This window comes from Streptomyces alkaliterrae, from assembly GCF_007097205.2.
In the GTDB taxonomy this organism is placed as follows: domain Bacteria; phylum Actinomycetota; class Actinomycetes; order Streptomycetales; family Streptomycetaceae; genus Streptomyces; species Streptomyces alkaliterrae.
Genome location: NZ_VJYK02000032.1, coordinates 1 through 17,593 on the forward strand (window position 1 = coordinate 1; position 17,593 = coordinate 17,593).

A 17,593-nucleotide genomic window follows, 5' to 3' on the forward strand; every position below is an offset into this window, starting at 1 on the left:
GTGGGGTAGGTCGTGCATGGTGTGGAAGACGACGGCGCCTTCGCGGTGGGGGGCGGTGCCGGGTGCGGGGGCGTACTGGAGCACGCGGATGCCGGCGTCGATTCCGGCGGCGACCCCGACGGCGCTGTCCTCGACGACCACGCACGCGTCGGGGTCGTGGCCGGCGCTCTCGGCGGCCCACAGGAAGAGCTTCGGGTCCGGCTTCCAGGCGCCGACCTCGTAGGCGGAGAACAGCAGGCCGTCGAAGTGGTGCAGGATTTTCGCCTTGGCCAGCCGGTTCTCGATCAGTTCGAGCGGGCTGTTGGAGGCGACGCACATGCCGAGGACGTCGGGGCGTTCGCTCAGTCGGGTGAGTGCGTCGGCGACGCCGTCGAGGGGTTCCAGGTGGTCGCCGATGAGTTCCTCGCACCGGGCGCGGGCCAGTGGCATGGCGTTCGGCGGTGGGGGGTTGCCGGTGATCTCCTCCAGGAGGTCGAGGCATTCCTGCATCCGCTTGCCGGTGAACAGTTCGTGGCAGCGGGCCTGGTCGTCGCCGAGTCCGGTCAGTCCCATGAGTTCGCCGACGTGGGCGAGTCCGCCGTTCTCGGCGTCCTGGGTGTCGACGAGGACGCCGTCGAGGTCGAAGATCACGAAGGTGCCGTCGGGCCGGTGGGCGGGCGGTGGGGTGGACTCACTCATACTCGATCCACTCCACCTTCTCGATGGCGGCGACGGTGGCGGCGAGTTCGTCGTGGGTGGCGGCGGTGCCGAGGACGGCGGCGACGTTGCCACGGGCTCCGATCCGCCAGTCGACGTCGGCGCCGGGTTCGGTGAGTACGGCGACCCGGTCGACGTGGGGCAGTCGGCGCAGTGCCGTGACGTTGCGGATCGCGCGGACGCGGCGGGCTCCGGCGGGCGGCACGACCAGGTAGTGGAAGGCGATCGGGCCGCCCGTGCGGATCGGCGGCGTCCGGTAGGGAAGTCCGAGCGCGGCGGCGACGGCGACGTGCGCCGGGTCGGAGGTGTGGGAGCGTACGGCGAGGTCGTCGACCCAGGCGCCGAGCCGGCCGTTGACCTCGATCACCCGTGGTCCCCGGTCGGTCAGCTTGATCTCGACGTCGGCGACGCCGTGGATGTTGAGCGCCCGCACCGCGCGGCACGCCAGCTCCCGTACGGCGCGTTCGTCCTCCTCGCCGACCACCGAGTGGCCGCCGTAGCCGCCGCGTTCGCGGAACGGTTCGGCGAGGGCGAACTTGCTGGTGACGAAGACGGGTCGGACGTCGTCGCCGTCGGCGACGCAGTCGACCGCGATGTAGTCGCCCCAAGGGGCCGGGGTGGCCCGGCCGACCAGCAGCTCCTCGATCATCACGGCCTTCTCCACCGGCCCGCCCGCGGAGGCGTCGAATGCCTCGGCGACCGCGGCCAGGGCCTCCTCGCGGGAGGTGACCGCCCGGGTGTTGCGGCTGGAGGCGCCGACGACGGGTTTGACGATGGCGGGCAGCCCGACGTGGGCGAGGGCGTCCGCGGTCTGCTCGGGTGAGGTAACGGTGCGGTGCCGGACCACGTCGACGCCTGCGCGGGCGAACCGTTCGCGCTGCCGGTCCTTGTGGGTGATGGAGTCGACGTCGGCCGGCTGGTGGTAGCGCAGCCCGAGGGCGGCGGCCAGCCGGACGGTGGTGCCGATCTGGAACTCGCTGAAGGTGATGATGCCGGACGGGTCGAGCGCCTTGAGCGCGGCCGCCGTCTCCTCCTCGGTCCGTCCGGCGGTGGGCACGACGGTCCCGACCGTCTCCAGGGTCGGGACCATCTCCCTGGCGTGGTCGCTGTCCGCGAGGACGAAGACCAGCGCGCAGCCCGCCCGCCGTGCCGCCTCGGCCAGGCGGGTCGGCGCGAGGGAGCCGGTGTCGTACACGACCAGCAGTACTGGTTGGTCACTCATGGGTTCGGCCTCCGGTAGCGGGGGGGAAGGGAACGTCGCGGGCAGTCGCGGGCAGTCGCGGGCGGTCAGTCCGCGGGCCAGTCGCCGGTGCGGCGGGCCGTCATCAGCGCCTTCGCCAGCGACTCGACGGTCGTGCGGGCGAACAGCACGCGGACCGGTATCTCCAGGCCGAACTCCTCCTGGAGCCGCAGGGCGACGCGGGTGGCGATCAGCGAGTCCCCGCCGAGTTCGAAGAAGTCGTCCAACGCACCGACCTCGTCGGCCCACAGCGCCTCGGCCCAGGCCCTGGCCACGGCGCGCTCGGCGGCGTTGCGGGGTCCGACGAAGCGGACGGCGGGTCCGGCCCGGTGGTCCCCGGGGGCGGGGAGCGCGCGGCGGTCGGTCTTGCCGCCGGCGGTGAGCGGGAGGCGGTCGAGGAACACGTAGGCGCCGGGCACCATGTAGTTGGGCAGGGTCCGGCCGCACCACTCGCGCAGCGCGGAGACCTCGAGGTCCCGGTCGGCCGCCGGAACGCAGTAGGCGACCAGGACGCGTTCGCCCGGTACCGCGTCGTCGCGGAGGCTCACCGCGCAGTCGGCGACGTCCTCGTGTGCGGCGAGGACCGACTCGATCTCGCCTGGTTCGACGCGGAAGCCGCGCAGCTTCACCTGCTGGTCCAGCCTGCCCAGGTACTCCAGTTGGCCGTCGGGCAGCCACCGCACGAGGTCGCCGGTGCGGTAGTGGCGGCCTGCGCCGCGACCGCCGCCCGGTCCGCCTGCCGTGCCGAGGACTCCCGTGTCGGGCGCGAGCGGGTCCGGTGTCAGCTCGATGAAGCGTTCGGCGGTGAGGTCGGGTCGGCCCAGGTAGCCCCTGGCGACGCCGGCGCCGCCGACGAGGAGTTCGCCCGGTACTCCGACGGGGACCGGCAGCCCGTTGTCGTCGACGACCCGCAGTGTGGTGTTGGGCGTGGGCCGGCCGATGGGCACCGGGCCTTCGGGGTCGCGGATCTCGGCCACGGTCGCGTAGACGGTGGTCTCGGTCGGGCCGTACCCGTTGACGACGCGGCGGCCGAGCCGCAGCGTGCGGGCGGCCAGGTCGGTGGGCAGCGCCTCACCGGCGGTGAACACGGTCAGTTCGCGGGCCGGCCGGCGGTCACCGTCGCGGGCGTCGAAGGCGTCGAGCAGCGGACGCCAGGCGGACGGTGTCAGCTGTGCGAGGGTGACGGCGTGGTGGTCGACGAGTGCGGCCAGCGCGCGGGGGTTGTGCACCTGCTCGTGGTCGGCGCCGATGATCCGGCCGCCGGTGATCAGCGGGAGGAAGAGCTCCACGCCCGCGATGTCGAAGGTGGCCGAGGTGGCGAAGAGCACCCGCTCGGTGGCGGGCGCCGGGAAGGTGTCCCGCATGCCGAGCAGCAGGTTGACGAGGGCGCCGACGGTGACGGCGACGCCCTTGGGGGTGCCGGTGGAGCCGGAGGTGTGGAGTACGTAGGCCAGGTGGTCGGGGCCGGCGCCGCGCGGCGGGCTGTCGTCGCCGGCCGCCTCGATCGCCGCCCGGTCGGTGTCCACGGCGACAAGGGACCGGCCGGCTCCGGCCAGCCGCGCACGCAGCGACTCGCGGGTGACGACCACCGGCGCCGCGGTGTCGGTGAGCACGAACGACAGCCGCTCGACGGGGTGTTCGGGATCGAGCGGAACGTAGGCGCCGCCCGCCTTGAGGACGGCGAGCAGGGCGACGACCAGTTCCGTGCCGCGTTCCAGGCACACCGCGACCGGCACGTCGGGGCCGACGCCGTGGTCGGCGCGGAGTCGGTGCGCGAGCCGGTTGGCGCGGAGGTCGAGGTCCCGGTAGGTGACCTCCTCGTCGCCGAAGACCAGGGCGGTCGCCTCGGGGTTTTGTTCGGTCTGTGCGGCGATCAGGTCGAGCAGGGTGGTACCGGTCGGGTAGTGGGCCGGGTTGCCGCCCCACGTCCGCAGCTCGGCGCGCTGCTCGTCGGTGAGCGGGTCGAGAGCTGACAGCGGTGTGGCGGGTCGTTCGCAGGCGGCGGCCAGCAGGGCGAGCAGGGTCTGGAGGAGGCGTTCGGCTGTGGCGGCGTCGAACAGTGCGGTGGGGTAGTCCAGTCGGAGCCGCAGACCGGTCCGCGGCTCGTCGGCCCAGCTCAGTGCCAGGTCGGGCGGGCAGGGACCGGCTCCGGTGCGCCACTCCTCGGTGGGCCGCTCCTGCCCGGCCCCTTTGACGTCCGCGCCGAACAGCGCCTGGACCAGCGGGTGTCGGTCCGAGGGGCGCTCGTGGGACGGTGTCAGCTCGGCGAGCCGGGTGAACGGCACGGCGTGGTCCCGAGCGGCGGCCCAGGTGGCGTCGACCCGGGTGAGGAGCCGGCCGAAGGTCAGGCGGTGGGCGTCGTCGGAGGTGTCGAGCGGTGTCGGATCGTCGTCGGTCAGGCAGTCGCGCAGCACGAGCAGGTCGCCGTCGGCGGGGACGCCCACCGCGACGTCGTGACGTCGGGCCCACCGGCCCAGCAGCGTCAGGTAGCCGGTGAGCAGGGCGACCGGCAGTGCGACACCGTGTTCGGCGGCGGTCTTCCGTACGGTGTCGGCGGTGGTCGCGGGGACGGTCAGGGTGAGGTGGGAGGTGGACCGGTCGGGGGTCGCCGGGCGAGGCCGGTCGGTCGGCGGGTCGAGCGGTTCCAGGCCGTCGAGGACGGTGCGCCAGTGCGTGAGCGCGGCCGAGGTGTCCGTCATGTTCCCTCCCGGGTGTCGAGGAGCCGCGCCACGGCCCTGCGGTCCGTCTTGCCGTTGTCGTTGAGCGGGAGTCCGTCGAGCGGCCGGAGCCGGGCGGGCACCATGTGCAGCGGCACGCGGTCGCGCAGCCAGGCGTCGAGTTCGGCGGGGTCCGTGGCGCGTCCCGAGTAGGCGGCGGCCAGTTCCGTCTCGCCGTCCGGGCTGGGGAGCGCCACGACGGCGACGTCCGCCACCCGTGGGTGGCGGCGCAACACGGCCTCCACCTCGCCGAGTTCGACGCGGTGGCCGCGGATCTTGACCTGCTGGTCGAGGCGGCCGCAGTGCACCATCACCCCGTCCTGGCGGCGGACCCGGTCGCCGGTGCGGTACCAGTGCCGGTCGGTCAGCGGCCGCGATCCGTCGTAGCCGGCGGCGGGGCCCTCGCCCTCCTCGTAGCTGAGGAAGCGCCCGGCGTTCTCCCGGGGGTCGAGGTAGCCGTCGAAGCGCTGCGGGCCGCGCACGCACAGCTCGCCCTCGTCGGCGGGCAGCCCGTCCTCGTCGAGCAGGACGCCCTCCATGTGCGGGTACATGACGCCGATCGGTACGGTGCCGCCGGTGTACTCGGGCCAGCTGTCGCTCGGCCCGGTCAGTCGGTGGTTGGTGCAGCAGATCGCCAGCTCGGTCGGCCCGTACACGTTGTGGATCTCGCTGTTGGGGGCGACCTGCCGCCACAGGACGGCGTGCTGATGGGTGACGGGCTCGGCGCCGAACTTGCTGTGGCGCAGCGTCACGGCGCGGCCGAGCGGCAGGTTGCCCAGCCGCTGCGCCTCCCGTACCACCGAGGGCACCGAGAACCAGTGGGTGAGCCGGCGTTCCACGATGAAGTCGACCGGCCGGTACAGCTCGGTGGCCGAGGGGACGACAAGCGTCGCCCCGCCGCCCCAGGTGGCGAACAGGTCGAAGGCGTGCGCGTCGAAGGTCAGGCCGAAGACCTGCGAGGTGCGGCAGTCCGGCGTGATCTCGTACCTCCGCACCTCGTGGGAGAGGTAGGCGGAGATCTGCCGGTGCAGGATCGCCACGCCCTTCGGCTGGCCCGTCGATCCGGAGGTGAACAGGATGTACGCCTCGCCGTCGACGTCGTGGGAGGACGGCGGCAACATCCCGTCCAGCGGCGGCTGTTCGGGACGTTCGTCGTCGGGGAGTTCGAGCACGGCGGGCCGGTGCCGCTCGGGCAGTACGTCGAACAGCGCGGCGGACGCCGGATCGACCAGCGCGGCCTCCACCCCGGCCCGCTGGGCGATGTCCAGGTTGCGCTCCCGTGGGTGGTCCGGGTTGAGCGGGACGACGCCCGCGCCGAGCCGCTGTATCGCCAGATAACCGGCGTACGCGCCGACGGTCCGGGAGGCCACGAGCGCGACCCGGCCTGGGGCGCGGCCGAGCTTCTGGTGGGTGCGCTCCGCGAGGGTGAGCGCGAGGGCCCGCAGTCGGGCGTAGCTCAGGACCTCGTCGCCGACCTCCAGCGCCGGATGGTCGGGCAGCCGCTCGGCGGACTCCTCGAACCACTGGTACAGGGTGCGCGGTTGCACGGGCTTCATCGACTCCTCGATATCCATGTGCGCTCCAGGTTCTCCACCAGGTCCGGGCTGTGGAGGCGGCGGCTCTGCTCGACCGCGTAGCGGGCGAGGTAGCACCGCAACTCCTCCTCGGGCTCCTCGTGCGCGTGCAGCACACGGCGGTTGTTGATCACGGCGGGGGCGGCGAGTCCGTCGGCGGCGGCCTCGATCGCCGACGCCATACCGGTGTGCGGGACCGTCTCGTCGCACAGCAGTCGCCCCTCGGGGGACGCGGCGTCGATCCTGCGGTCGGCGTAGATCGCCTGCCGGCTCAGCCGCCCGCCGGCCACCCTCGGCAGCCGCAGGTTCGCCGCGCCCGGGATGATGCCCTCGCGGAGAGCGGGCAGCGTGAAGTACGCCTCGTCGGTGGCGATGACCCGGTCGAAGACCAGGCAGATCTGCGCCCCGCCGCCGATCGCGAAGGTGTCGACGGCCGCGATCCACGGCTTCTCGACCGGCTCGGGCCACCAGTCGCGGCCGTCGTCGGGCACGCTCAGGCCGCGTTGGATCTTGTGGATGTAGCCGAGTTCCCGGGTGAGGAAGAAGTCGATGAGGGAGATCTGGCCCTGGTACAGCCGGGTCAGGTTGATGCCGGCGCTGAACACGCGGCGGCCGGTGTACCGGGGATGGGTCATGGGGGCGCCGCGCATCACCCCGACCCGGATCGAGTCGTCGAGCAGCACCAGGTCGACCGCGGTCTCCAGCGCCCCGACCAGCAGGTCGTCCTCGGCGTTGAGGAACGCGGCGTTGTTCACAGTCACTTCGCCGATCCCGCCGCGCCGCTCGACCGTCACGGTGGTGAGGTCGGCACGGCCGGTCGCGCGGAAGCCGGAGAGCGCTGCCAGCGCCCTCGGAGTGGGCCTGCGCATGGCCTCCATCAGATGGCGTCCGGCGAGCGGCGAGCGCAGCAGGCCCCAGAAGAGGATGCCGTGGTCGATCTCCCGGCCGACCTTCTCCCGTTGCGGGCGCTGTCGTTCGGCCTCCAGCTGTTCCTTGGTGGGTGCCAGGCCCGGCACCTCGCGGGCGGCGGCGGCCGCCAGGTCGTCCAGCCGGGGGAAGGCACGGCGCCCGTCGGTGAGTTCGGTGTGCAGCCGGTCGGCGTGGCGCTCGACGAAGCGCCGCCGTGCGAGCCGGGCGGCGACACGCAGTGGGTCGTGCGTCGGCGGTCGGTCCGTCCCGCCCTCCGTGTCGACGCGGTCCTCGACCGAGGCGAGGAAGGCGGCGGTCGCCGCGGCGTCCGCGGTGTAGTCGCCCCGGAGTTCGGGTACGGCCTCCCGGTCCGCCGCTCCGGCGGTGTCCGTCGCCGTCATCGTGTCCTCCTGTGAGTGGGTGTCGTGCGCGCGCGGGCCCTCCCGCTCAGGGCCCCGCGACGGGCCCTGCCGCGGTCGGAGCCGCCGGACTCGGCCGGCGAGTCGGCGGCGGGCGGCGCGGCGAGCAGCGCGCTCATCGCGCGGACGGTCGGGTGGCGGAAGAGGTCGGCCGCCTCGACGCGCCGCCCGGACGCCGCGCGCAGTCGGTCGCGCAGGCGGATGAGCAGCAGCGAGTTGCCGCCCGCGTCGAAGAAGCCGGTGTCCGGCCCGACCGGTCGGCCCAGCACCTCCTCCCACGCGGCCGCGACCAGCGCCTCGGTCGCGTCCGTGGGCGGTGCGGGGGTCTGCCCGGGGCTCCGGTCGGCGGTCTGCCCGGCCACCGCTCGCTGTTCGGTGGCCTTCTCGATCGCGGTGACCAGCGCGGCACGGTCGAGCCGACCGCCGGGCAGCGACGGCAGCCGCGTCAGCAGCTCCAGGCGTGCGGGTCGTGCGTGGTCCGGCAGCCGTTCGGCGAGGTGGCGGCGGAGCGCTTCGACATCGAGTGCCGCCCCGAGCCTCGGTTCGGCGGCGGCGTACAGCAAGGCGGCACCGGCGCCGTCGAGTTGGGCGGCGACGGCCGCGTGGGCCACGTCCGGGTGGTCGAGCAGCGCCGCCCGGACGTCGGGCAGCGCGACCCGGGCGCCGCCGGGCACCCGGACCCACTCCTCCGCGCGGGCGACGAACTCCAGTCGGCCGTCGGGTGTGTGGCGGGCCAGATCTCCGGTGTTGAACAGGCGGGAGCCCGGTTCCGACGCGAAGGGGTCGGGACGGAACCGGTCGGCGGTCAGGCCGGGCCGGCCCAGATAGCCCCGGGTCACGGCGGCCCCGCCGATGTGCAGTTCCCCGACCACTCCCGGGGAAACCAACTCGCCGTCCCTGCCCAGGACATGGACCGCGGCATCGGCGGGCGCGCCGAGAGGGGCGGTCTCGGGCCGTGTGGTGTCCTGCTCCCCGTCGAGGTCCAGCGGCCCGCCGAGGCAGGGGCCGGCCGTCTCCGCCGCCGTGTAGAGCTGGTGGATCTCGCGGAGCCCGTGGCGCCGGGCGGCCCGGACCTGCGCGGCGGCGACCGGTTCGCCGACCGTGACGGCGTGGGTGACGGCGTGGCGGTCGACCCCTTCCGGCGGTTCCGCCAGTTGTGCCGGGCTCAGCACCGCTCCGCACGGGTCCGCCTCGCCGGGCGACCGCTCCGGTGCGTCGGCGGGCCGACCCGGCGGGAGGACCAGTCGGCCGCCGGCGGCCAGCGGGGCGAACAGTTCGACCACCGCTCCCGACGCGTCCGGCGACCCGAGCGGCACCATCGCGGCGAGCGCGTCGGCGGGCAGTCGCCGGCACGCCCAACGCAGCCGCGACACAAGCTGCCGGTGCTCGACGACCACCTCCAGCGGCTCGCCGGTGGCACCCGCCGTGCGCAGTAGAAGCGCGGCGTTGCGGGGGCCGGCGGGGTCGGACGTCGTACCGATTCCTGTTGTCGCCGGATCGAACTGCCAAGCGTGGTCGTCCAGTTCGACGACCCGCACCTGGGTGTGGTCGAGCAGCGCCGCCGCGTCTGGATCGGCGAGCACGGTGTCGAGGCCGGCGTCGGCGATCGCCAGTCGCAGTTGGAAGGCCGGGAGCGCGGCGTCGAGCGGTACGCAGAGCCCACTCGCCTTCCACACCGCGAGATGTGCGGCCACCAGGGCGAAGGAGTGCGGCGCGCAGACGCCGACGGGTACCTCGGGGCCCACTCCGAGGTCGCGCAGTCGGGCGGCCAACGCGGTCGCGGCGGCGTCCAGCCGCCGATGCGTCCAACTGTCCGGGCCGGCGGTCACCGCGATCGCCTCCGGGGTGGCGGCGGCCCGCTCCGCGAGCAGTGCGGACACGGTCTGCGACGGCTCGCGGGACGCGGCCACGGCGGCGGGTGCGCCCCACTCCCCGAGCAGCCGTCGCCGCTCCTCGTCCGACGGTCGTCGCAGGGCGGAGGCCCGCGCGGCGGGGTCGGCGGCGACGCGTTCCAGCACGGTCCGCAGACGGGTCAGCAGCAGGTCCGCCGCCGCGGCGTCCAGCAGATCGGTGCGGTGGTCGACGAGGGCGAACAGCGCACCGTCCGCGCGTTCGACGGTGTCGATGGACAGGTCCGTCTTCATGGTGGGCAGCCGCAGTTCCTCGGCCCGGAAGACGACCCGGCCGGCCCGGTGTACGGGCGCCGCCGGCTGGTGGGTGTAGGTCACCTGGTAGACGGGGTGGTGGCCCGCGTCCCGGCGCACGCCGAGTGTGTCCATCACGTCGTCGAAGGGCAGGTCCGCGTGGTCGAGCGCGTCCAGCAGGTCCGCTCGCACCCGGCCCAGCAGTTCGTCGAAGGTGGGATCGTCGGACAGGTCGGCACGGAGCACCACCGGGCGGGTGAGGTAGCCGATGATTCCCGCGCTCTCCACGGTGTCCCGTCCGGAGACGGCGGCGCCGGTGAGCACGTCGGTGGTGCCGTATCCGCCGAGCACGACGTCGGTGGCGGCCTTGAGCACCATGTACAGGCTGCACCGCCGCTTCCGCGCCAGCCGCCGCAGCGGTTCCACGACCTCGCGCGGGATCACCGCCGTACGGCGTCCCCCGCCGTGCCCCGCGCCGGGGCGGCGTAGCCGGGTCAAGGGGAGTTCGATCAACTCGGGTGCGCCGGCCAGTCGTTCAGTCCAGTAGCGCAGGTTCTCCGGTCGGTCCGCCTGGTCGCGGTCGGTGCGCGCGGCCAGGTACGCGCCGTAGTCGACGGGCTCCGGCAGCCCGGTGGGGCGCTCCCCATCCGATGCGAACGTCTCGTACAGCACGGCGAGTTCGGAGACGAACAGGGCCAGGGACGCGCCGTCGAAGACGAGGTGGTGGACCGCCACGAGCAGGCGGTGCCCGGTGTCGTCGAGCCGCAGCAGGCGGACGCGCAGCAGTCCGCCGCCGTCGACGTCGAACGGCCGCGCGGCGAACTCGGCTGCGACGGCGGTCGCTTCGGACTCCGACACCGACGTGGCACGAGGCGCGAGAGAGGGCACACCGGCGGGCGGCGCCGTCCGCTGCACCGGCTCGCCGTACCCGTCGTCGTGGCCGATCCGGGTGCGCAGGGCGGGGTGCCGGCGGACCAGTTCGTCCAGCGCGCGTCCGAGCGCGGCCTCGTTCAGCGGTCCGTCGATCTCGACGGCGAAGGGGATGCTGAAGAACGGGTCGTTCGGGCGGAGTTGGGCGAGCGCCCACAGTCGCCGCTGGGCCGGGGTGAGGGGCAGCGACGGAACGGGGTTCTTGTCGGCGGCGGTCATCTACCTCACCTCCGTGGTGTCACGCTCCGCGCCGGTGCCGGCCTTGGCCTGCGGTGGGCGGCCCAGCGGGGAGAGGGCGATGAGCAGTGCGCAGGGCAGCAGCAGCGCACCGGTGAGGATGATCGACTCGGCGATGCCGACGCGGTCGGCGGCGAGACCGCCGAACACCACGCCGACGATCATGAAGTTCATCATCAGGGCGTTCAGCAGGCCGACGCCACGGCCGCGGAGTTGTTCGGGTAGGTCGCTGAGCAGGGTGTTGGCTACGGGCACCTGGAACAGTCCGGAGCCGAGCCCGGCGAGCAGGCACCAGGCCAGGACGACGGGATCGCCGAGCGAGTCCCGCAGTCGGCCGGTGGGTTCGAGCAGCAGCATCGACACGCCGAACAGCACCACGGTGCCGATGATCAGCCGGCGGTCGTCGAACCGGCGGACCAGCGGCGGGCCGATCAGCGCGCCCGCGATGGAGCCCGCGCCGAACGCCGCCTGGGCCAGGCCGAAGGCGAGCGGGCCGAGGGTGAAGACCGCGAGCAGCTGGGTGTTGAGGTTGGTGGTGAACAGCCCGACCGCGAGCATCACCGGCATCAGAAGCACGGTGAGGAAGCGCAGCGAGGGCACCGAGAGCACCCCGCCGATGCCGGTGCGCAACGCCCGCCAGTACGGCTCACGTTCGGTTCCCTCCGCCGGGGCCGGCGCGCCGCGCAGCACGGCCATGCTCCACAGCAGCGCGGCCGACAGCAGGTAGGTGGCCGCGTTGAGGACAAAGACCGCCTCGACGCGTCCGATGGCCAGCAGCAGACCGCCCATCGCGGGGCCGACCAGGTTGATCGTGTGGTTGGTGGACTGGAAGAGGGCGATCGCGGTGGGGATGCTGTGGCCGCGCACGATCAGCGGTACGGCGGTGATCCGCGCGGTCTCGAAGAACGCCTTGCCGACGCCGACGAGCAGGATCAGCAGCAGCAGCACGGTCGGCTGGTCGCGGGCGGCGATCATCAGCAGGACCAGTACGGCCCGCACCACGTCGGAGCCGACCATCAGCACCCTGGCCGGCAGCCGGTCGGCCAGCGGCCCGACGAACGTGCCGAGCACGCCGAACGGCAGCAGTTGCGCGATGACCACGAGCGACACGTACAGCACGGGGTTGTCGGTCTCGGTGGCCACCAGGTAGATCAGCGTGATCCGGGTGATGGCGTCACCGAGGAAGGAGGCCACCACCGACAGCCAGTAGCGGATGTAGGTGGGGTCTCGGAGCAGCTCAAGCACGCCTGTCGCCCTTCGCATCGGTTTCCGGGCCGCCGCCGTCCGGCGACTCCTGGTCCCGCTCGGCGAGGACGTCGTTGAGCACCCGGGCGACCTCCTCGACGTGCGGTGGTCGCATCATCGTGTAGTGGTTGCCGGCGACGACGCGGACGTCGACGTCGCGTCCGGTCAGTTCCCGCCAGGACGGCGCGGGGTCGTACTCCTCCTCGGCGGCGCGGATCAGGGTGACCGGTCCGGCGACCGGTTCGGGCCGGAAGTTCCACAGCAGCCGCAGGTTGGCGACCCAAAGGTCGAGCACGTCGCGGATCTGGTCCCGGCCGGCGTCCGGCGGCAGGTAGTCGCTGGCGCGGGCCAGGGCGAGCAGGTGGTCCAGGTGCTGCTCGGGGGTCATCTCGCGGAGCTTCGCGACCGGTTCGGGCGTGTCGCCGTAGTCCCACTGGAGGTTGGCGGCGACGGCCGCGACGATCTCCGCGCGGTCGGGTTCGCCACCGGGCGGTACGACGGCGGGCGCGTGCGCGTCCATCATCACGACCCGGGCCCGCTCCCCCGCCTTCTCCAGCTGACCTGCCACCGCGTAGGCGTTGGCGCCGCCATAGCACCAGCCGGCCAGCGTGTAGGGCCCGCTCGGCTGTACCTCACGGATCAACTCAGCGTATGCGGCAGCGCGTTGGGCGAAGCCGTCGAACGGCAGCCGGCCGTCGAACGGCGGTGGCGACGCCAGGGCGTACAGCGGGCGGTCGCCCTCGACGAGAGAGGCGAACGGCAGGTAGCAGACCACCTCGCTACCGGCGGGGTGGGCGAAGAACACGGGGTCTCCGGAGCCGCCGGAGCGGATCTCCACGAGGTGGACGTCGTCCTCCTCCTGGTAGCCCTCGCGCAGCATGCGGGCGAACCGCTCGACGGTCGCGCCCCGGAAGATGGCGGCCATCGGCAGCCGGCGGTCGAACCGCCGCTCGATCTCGGCCATCAGCCGCAGGACGAGCAGGGAGTGCCCGCCGAGGTCGAAGAAGCGGTCGTGCAGTCCGACGGGTGCGACGGAGAGCACGCGCTCCCAGATGTGCGCGACCTCGAGTTCCACCGGGTCGCGCGGCGGCACGTAGGCGCCGGCCGCGCGTTCCACGGTGGGCGCGGGCAGTGCTCTGCGGTCCACCTTGCCGCTGCTGTTGAGCGGCAGGTCGGTCAGTCGCACGACAACCGGGGGCACCATGTACTCCGGGAGGACGTCGCGCAGGTGCGCCCGCAGTTCCTCGGCGGTGGCGGCCGACTCGTCGGCGAGTTGCGCGTAGCCGACGAGTCGCCGGTCGCCGGGCCGGTCCTCGCGGACCAGCGCGACGGCCCGGCGTACGGCAGGGTGCCGTTCCAGGTGCGCCTCGATCTCGCCGAGTTCGATGCGGGAGCCGCGCAGCTTGACCTGTCCGTCGTCGCGGCCGAGGAACACCAGCGTGCCGTCGTCGCGGAACCGCGCCCGGTCGCCCGTGCGGTACAGCCGGGCGCCGGGCCGTCCGGAGAACGGGTCGGGCAGGAAGCTCTCCGCGGTGAGCGCCGGCCGGCGCCGGTAGCCGCGGGCCACCCCGGCGCCGCCCAGGTAGAGGTCGCCGGGCATGCCGACCGGTACCGGCCGCAGACGCTCGTCGAGTACGTAGACCTCGGTGTTGGCGAGCGGGCGACCGATGGAGACCCCCGTGGTGCCGTCGTCCAGCCGGTGGGCGGTCGACCAGACGGTGGTCTCGGTGGGGCCGTAGACGTTCCAGGCGCCGCCGGGCGTGTCGGCCAGCCACTCGGCCAGGGACGGCGGCAGCGCCTCGCCGCCGACCAGGGCCCGCAGCGAGCCGCCGGGCCGCCAGCCGGCCTCCACCAGCAGCTGCCAGGTCGCCGGGGTGGCCTGGAGGACCGTCGCGCCGCTGTCGTCGAGCAGCGCGGCCAGTCGGCGGCCGTCGACCGCCACCTCCCGGGGCACCACATGCGTCCGGCCGCCCACGGCAAGCGGTCCGTAGAGTTCGAGCCCGGCGATGTCGAAGGTGAGCGGGGTGACGGCGGCCAGTACGTCGCCCGGACCGAGACCGGTCTCCTCGACCATGCCGAGCAGCAGGTTGACCAGGTTGCGGTGGCTGACCTCCACGCCCTTGGGGCGGCCGGTGGAGCCGGAGGTGTAGATGACGTAGGCGAGGCGGTTGTCGTCGAGCGCGGGGCGGGGCGGGTCGGCGGGCGCGGCGGCGATCGCGGCGGCTTCGGTGTCCAGGCAGACCCGCGCGCCGGGGCAGTCGGCCAGCGTGTCCAGCAGCTCGGAGCGGGTGAGCAGCAGTCGGGCGTCGGCGTCCGTGGTGGTCTCGACGAGCCGCGCGCGGGGGTGCTCGGGGTCGAGCGGCAGATAGGCGCCGCCGGCCATGAGCACGCCGAGCAGGGCGGTCACCAGGTCGGCGGACCGCTCCAGGCAGACGCCGACGACGCTCTCCTCGGTCACGCCCCGCGCCCGCAGGTGGGAGGCGAGGCGCCCGGCGCGGGCGAGGAGTTCGGCGTACTCCACTCGCTGCCGCTCGTCGGAGACGGCGACCGCGTCGGGTGCGGTCTCGGCGCTGCGGCGTACCAGGGCGTCGAGGGTCAGGCCCGTCTCACGCGGCCGCGACGTGGCGTTCCAGTCGACGAGTTGGGTGCGCGTCTCGTCCGCGTCGAGGAGGGAGAGGTCCGCCACCGGGGTGCCGGCGTCCCGGGTCATCTGCTCCACCAGCGCGAGGTACTGGCGGGCCGTCCGGGCCATCGTGCGGTCGTCGAACAGGTCGGTGTTGTACTCGAAGAGCGCGTGGAAGCGGTCGTCGGCGATGGCCGGGTCGTCGAACACGCCGAGGAGCACGTCGTCCTTGGCGGTGTTGTTGTCGAGGGTCAGCTCCTCGACGGTGAGGCCGGCCATGGGCGCCTGTTCCTCGTGGTGGAAGTCGACGAGGATGAACGAGGACTGGTAGATCGGTGTGCGGCTGGGGTCGCGGTCCAGGTCCAGTTCGTCGAGCAGGGTGCCGAACGGGATGTCGCTGTGGTCGAAGGCACCGAGCATGGTGCCGCGGGTGGCCTGGAGGAGTTCCCGCACGGTCATGCCGGGCCGCAGCGTGGAGCGCAGCGGCAGCATGGTCAGGAAGTAGCCGACCATCGGTTCGGTCTCGGGGCGGCCGCGGGTGGAGGAGGTCGTGCCGACGACGATGTCGTCCTGGCCGGAGAGCCGGTGCAGCAGTACCTCCCAGGCCGCGAGCAGGGTCACGAAGACCGAGACGCCCTCCCGCTTCGCCAGGTCGCGCACCGCCTGGGTCAGCCGCGGGGTGAACGGGAACTGGTGGCGGGCGCCGGCGGAGGTGGCGACCGGCGGCCGGGGCCGGTCGGTGGGCAGCTCGAGCACCAGTTCCGCGCCCGCCAACGCCCGCTTCCAGTAGGGCAGATGGCGTCGGGCGACCTCCTCCTTGAGCCAGTGGGGCTGCCAGAGCGCGTAGTCCGGGTAGTGCACCTCGATCTCGGGAAGCCGCGGCTCACGGCCGGTCGCGTACGCCGAGTAGAGCTCGGCGATCTCGGCGTTGAAGACGCCCATCGAGCCCCGGTCCCACACCAGGTGGTCCACCGCGCCGACCAGCACGTGCTCGTCGTCGGCCGTCTTCAGCAGGGTCACCCGCAGCAGCGGGCCGTCGACGATGTCGAAGGGGGCGCGCAGCTCCTCGGTCGCGAGCCGCAGCATCTCCTCCTCGCGCCGCTCGGCGGGTACGGGCCGCAGGTCGACGTGGCGGATCGGCACGTCCATCTTCGGGTGCACGACCTGGACGGGGGCCTCGCCGTCCTGCTCGAACGTGGTGCGCATCGCCTCGTGGCGGCGGACGAAGCTGTCCACGGCCCGCTGGAGCGCGTCCGCGTCGAGGGCGCCGCGCAGCCGGGAGGCGAAGTGGACGGTGTAGACGGGGTCCTGGGGGTCGAACTGGTGGATGAGCCAGATCCGCTCCTGGTCCACGGTGAGCGGCACCCGGTCGTTGCCCGGGGCCCGCCGGGTGACCGGCCCGAGGGCGGGGGCAGGCGCCGCCTGGGCGCGTTCGCGCATCCGGCGGTCCAGGAGGGCGCGTTGCGCGGGGGTGAGGCCGGCGAGCCGGTCCGCGAGTTCGGTCACGGGTTCTGCTCTCCTTCGACCGGGCCGGCGGAGGCGAGGGCCGGGCGGTAGCGGTCCTTGAGCTCGGTGAGGTGTTCCAGGCCCTTGAGCACGTGCTTGTGGTCGGGGCCGAAGTCCACCAGGCAGGCCACCTCGTCCACGCCGATGTCGACCAGGTCCTCGATCAGCGACTCGCACTTGTCCGGGCTGCCCAGCAGCGCCAGCGAGTCGAAGTAGCGCTCGAAGGTGGCGGCGAGCATGGCGTCCCGCTCGGACTCGCCGAGTTTGGAGAACTCGCCGCCGAAGCTGTCCTGTTGGGCGAGGAAGCTCTTCAGGTAGCCGGTCAGCGGGGCGCGGACGATCTCCCGCGCCTCGTCCTCGTCGGGCCACAGGAAGGTGTGCACCATCGCGGTGACCCGGCCGGTGGACGGGTCGTGCCCGGCCCGTTCGCGGGCTTGCCGGTAGGCGGCGGTCTTGTCGCGCAGATCGGCGGGGCGCTGGGCGACCAGGCCGGTGAGCACGTTCGCCCCGATCTCCCCGGCGCGGACGAACGTCTCCTCGCTGCCCTGGGCCGAGACCCACACCGGCAGCCTGTGCTGGAGCGGGCGCGGCAGCGTCCGTACGGTCTGGAGGGTGCCGTCGGCCCGGGGCAGTTCGACGCGCTCCCCCGCCCACAGCCGCTGGATCGTCTCGATCGCCTCGAACATCTCCTCCTTGCGGCGCGGGTAGCGGCTTGTCCCGTCGCCGGGTGCGAGGAGGAAGTCGTCGGGGTGCCAGCCGGAGGCCGCGGAGATCGCGGCGCGCCCGCCCGAGAGGTTGTCCACGACCGCCCACTCCTCGGCGACGCGGACCGGGTGGTGCAGCGGCAGTACGGTGCTGCCGGCCCTGATCTGGACGTGTTCGGTCACCACGGCGAGCGCCGCGGCCACGACCGAGGGGTTGGGGTAGAGGCCGCCGAAGTCGACGAAGTGCCGCTCCGGGACCCAGACGCCGCTGAACCCGTGGCGGTCTGCGAACCGCGCGCTGTCCAGTAGAAGCCGGTACTTGCCCGGCCCCGCGGCGCTGCCGTCCCCGGAGAAGAAGAACAGGCTGAACTCCATGGTGCTGTCCGGGCGGCGGGAGCGGCGCGGCTGCGCGGGGCGGGTCGCGGGCGCGGCCGAGCGGTGGTCGACGGCCTCTGGGGCCCTCAACCGGCGTTCCCGGAGCGAGCGTTCGAGTACGGCGCGCCGGGTCGGCGAAAGCGAGTCGAGCCGTTGCCGCAGCCGCCGCGCGGCGTCGGTCTCCGCGTCCCCGACCGTGCTGCCGGGCGTGTCGGCGCCTTCGGGCGTGCCGGACGTACCGGATGCACCGGGCGTGTCGGGAGTTCTTGACATG

The 17,593-nt window shown here is 73.5% G+C and carries 9 protein-coding genes; all 9 read right to left on the bottom strand.

Annotation, left to right across the window (positions count from 1 at the left end; all coding sequences use genetic code 11):
* On the bottom strand, positions 1–678 hold a 678-nt coding region (locus FNX44_RS05080; protein ID WP_143646736.1), incomplete at its 3' end, for an HAD family hydrolase.
* The gene (locus tag FNX44_RS05085; RefSeq protein WP_143646737.1) at positions 671–1,918 is read right to left on the bottom strand and encodes an ATP-grasp domain-containing protein; all 1,248 of its coding nucleotides are present in this window, start codon (positions 1,916–1,918) and stop codon (positions 671–673) included. The genes FNX44_RS05080 and FNX44_RS05085, both read right to left, overlap by 8 nt.
* Positions 1,919–1,983: 65 nt before the next feature.
* Positions 1,984–4,635, bottom strand: a complete 2,652-nt coding sequence (locus FNX44_RS05090; protein WP_143646738.1) for a non-ribosomal peptide synthetase — start codon at positions 4,633–4,635, stop codon at positions 1,984–1,986.
* Positions 4,632–6,227 (bottom strand): AMP-binding protein, encoded by a 1,596-nt coding sequence (locus FNX44_RS05095; protein WP_143646739.1) that lies wholly within the window; start codon positions 6,225–6,227, stop codon positions 4,632–4,634. Before FNX44_RS05095 ends, FNX44_RS05090 begins: the two co-directional genes overlap by 4 nt.
* Positions 6,206–7,537: an enoyl-CoA hydratase/isomerase family protein gene (locus FNX44_RS05100; RefSeq protein ID WP_143646740.1), complete on the bottom strand. Its 1,332-nt coding sequence runs from the start codon at positions 7,535–7,537 to the stop codon at positions 6,206–6,208. The genes FNX44_RS05095 and FNX44_RS05100 overlap by 22 nt, the downstream gene beginning before the upstream one ends.
* Entirely contained in the window at positions 7,534–10,848 is a 3,315-nt protein-coding gene (locus FNX44_RS29965) for a condensation domain-containing protein (protein WP_143646741.1), read from the bottom strand. Before FNX44_RS29965 ends, FNX44_RS05100 begins: the two co-directional genes overlap by 4 nt.
* Complete coding sequence (locus tag FNX44_RS05110; RefSeq protein ID WP_173019115.1) at positions 10,849–12,111, bottom strand: MFS transporter; 1,263 nt, start codon at positions 12,109–12,111, stop codon at positions 10,849–10,851.
* The gene (locus FNX44_RS05115) at positions 12,104–16,240 is read right to left on the bottom strand and encodes a non-ribosomal peptide synthetase (RefSeq protein ID WP_143646743.1); all 4,137 of its coding nucleotides are present in this window, start codon (positions 16,238–16,240) and stop codon (positions 12,104–12,106) included. Before FNX44_RS05115 ends, FNX44_RS05110 begins: the two co-directional genes overlap by 8 nt.
* Positions 16,237–17,592 (bottom strand): MupA/Atu3671 family FMN-dependent luciferase-like monooxygenase, encoded by a 1,356-nt coding sequence (locus FNX44_RS05120; protein ID WP_228449667.1) that lies wholly within the window; start codon positions 17,590–17,592, stop codon positions 16,237–16,239. The genes FNX44_RS05115 and FNX44_RS05120 overlap by 4 nt, the downstream gene beginning before the upstream one ends.
* Position 17,593: the final 1 nt, after the last annotated feature.

What these genes read in the sequence shown, in the direction of transcription:
- FNX44_RS05085 (WP_143646737.1), bottom strand. Translation starts at nt 1,918, where the DNA reads ATGAGTGACCAACCAGTACTGCTGGTCGTGTACGACACCGGCTCCCTC.
- FNX44_RS05090 (WP_143646738.1), bottom strand. Translation starts at nt 4,635, where the DNA reads ATGACGGACACCTCGGCCGCGCTCACGCACTGGCGCACCGTCCTCGAC.
- FNX44_RS05095 (WP_143646739.1), bottom strand. Translation starts at nt 6,227, where the DNA reads ATGGATATCGAGGAGTCGATGAAGCCCGTGCAACCGCGCACCCTGTAC.
- FNX44_RS05100 (WP_143646740.1), bottom strand. Translation starts at nt 7,537, where the DNA reads ATGACGGCGACGGACACCGCCGGAGCGGCGGACCGGGAGGCCGTACCC.
- FNX44_RS29965 (WP_143646741.1), bottom strand. Translation starts at nt 10,848, where the DNA reads ATGACCGCCGCCGACAAGAACCCCGTTCCGTCGCTGCCCCTCACCCCG.
- FNX44_RS05120 (WP_228449667.1), bottom strand. Translation starts at nt 17,592, where the DNA reads ATGTCAAGAACTCCCGACACGCCCGGTGCATCCGGTACGTCCGGCACG.